Origin of the sequence: Bacillus sp. AP50 (assembly GCF_040492675.1) — a bacterium.
In the GTDB taxonomy this organism is placed as follows: domain Bacteria; phylum Bacillota; class Bacilli; order Bacillales; family Bacillaceae_G; genus Bacillus_A; species Bacillus_A cereus.
Genome location: NZ_JBEUTW010000769.1, coordinates 1 through 1,687, shown reverse-complemented (window position 1 = coordinate 1,687; position 1,687 = coordinate 1). Strand labels below are relative to the sequence as shown.

Sequence of the window (1,687 nt, the reverse complement as noted above, 5' to 3'; positions counted from 1 at the left end):
GCATTAAAGTGTATACTGCAAATTATTTGTTTTATGTAAGTGGACTGTTTGGTATCGGGTTAATTATTTGTATAATGGGTGCAATAAAGAGTCTAGGTCCAGCATATACGGTGCTAATTAGTCTTATTACTCAATTGGTTGTTGCGTTATGCATTGATACATTTGGATTATTTGGAATGGAGAGCATTCCATTACAAATAAATAAATTAGTTGGTATAGGTTTATTAATTGTGGGAGTAGGAATTTTTAAAAATCTATTTTTGAATAAGAAAGCTATTCATATAAATGAGGATAGTGTCTAAAGGATATAAAGGGGAAAAGTGTGAATGGTCAGAACTTATACATTTAGATAGTAATAAGTGAGCGATGAGGAGAGAGGATAAATGAATCAGTTAATGTTGCAAGATGGTGTACACTATTTGAAAAGCAATGGGGTATTGCATTGGTGTAAAGTTGCAGGGGCAGCTCATAATACAGTTCCTCTCATTATTGTACATGGTGGTCCAGGTGGCAATCATTATGTATTCGAAAGAACACTTGGGTTGAGGTTAGAAGAAAATATGACTGTTGTTTATTATGAACAAAGAGGATGTGGTAGAAGTGAGGCACCACAAGATGACGGTGAGTACTCAATCAATACTCTAGTCGAAGATTTAGAGGAATTAAGAAAGCAATTACATGTAGAGAAGATAAATTTGTTAGGATATTCTTTTGGTGGACAACTTTGTTTAGAGTATGCTTTGAAATATCCGAAAAATGTTGAACAAATGGTATTACAAGCACCATCGTTAGATGATTTAAATGATATGTATACTGTGCAGATAGAAGGTTTTCTACAAGTAACGAAAGGAGAAATGAAAGAAGAAATATTGATAATAAGTAAGTCAGAAATTCCTTTAAAAGAAAGGTATAATCAAGTTTGGAGTATAGTTGATACAAAAGCTGTAGATCGATTATTGTTTAAAAATGAAGAATTTGCAAAGCTAAATCGGAGTCTTTGGGAGGAAAGTCAGTTAAGTAATACAGGGAAGATGAGCAAAGTTATTTTTGGAACAAAATCATCTTTACCGCTTATTGAGCGTATTAAAGGTTTAGAAATTGATACGTGTGTCATAGTTGGAGCGCATGACTATAACACGGGTGTAGGAATGAGTTATAGAATAACGAGACAATTGAAAAATGGTAAACTTGTTATATTTGAAAATAGTGGACATTTCCCAGATATCGAGGAGACGGATAAAGTATGTGAAACAATTATTGAGTTTTTGGAATAAAAGGGGGATATTAAGGTCGAACCGAATTAATAGAGTTGAATTGGTTATTGGGATATTAAATCATGTAATATGCTAATTGTTTACTTGTAATTGAGGAAGAATCAATTAGTGTATTTGGAAAATAAGTAAAAAAGACCTCGTAAGGTGGAGGTCTTCTTGATTTATTATTTAATATTTTGAACTTATATGAACTGAAGTAGAAGAGTATGATAAGCAATTTCAGGGAACGAGAATATAACCGAATATAAAATATTACTAAACGTATATAACTAATGAATACAATGTCTTTTTCAGTTATTAAGTTGTAAATCATTTTATGATAAAATCTTTTACATAATTTAATAAAGGGGTAGTATTTAATGGGTTATTTCTCAAATGGTTTATTAGTTTTGTTTGTGCTTATCGTATGTAGT

The 1,687-nt window shown here is 31.4% G+C and carries 2 protein-coding genes; both read left to right on the top strand.

Annotated elements, in window-relative coordinates:
• Positions 1-302 (top strand): DMT family transporter (locus tag ABWK52_RS29345; protein WP_353772379.1); only part of this gene is annotated, 302 nt, incomplete at its 5' end.
• 81 nt (positions 303-383) lie between these two features.
• A complete protein-coding gene (locus tag ABWK52_RS29340) occupies positions 384-1,274 on the top strand; it encodes an alpha/beta fold hydrolase (RefSeq protein ID WP_001072690.1) in 891 nt (296 codons plus the stop codon).
• Positions 1,275-1,687: the final 413 nt, after the last annotated feature.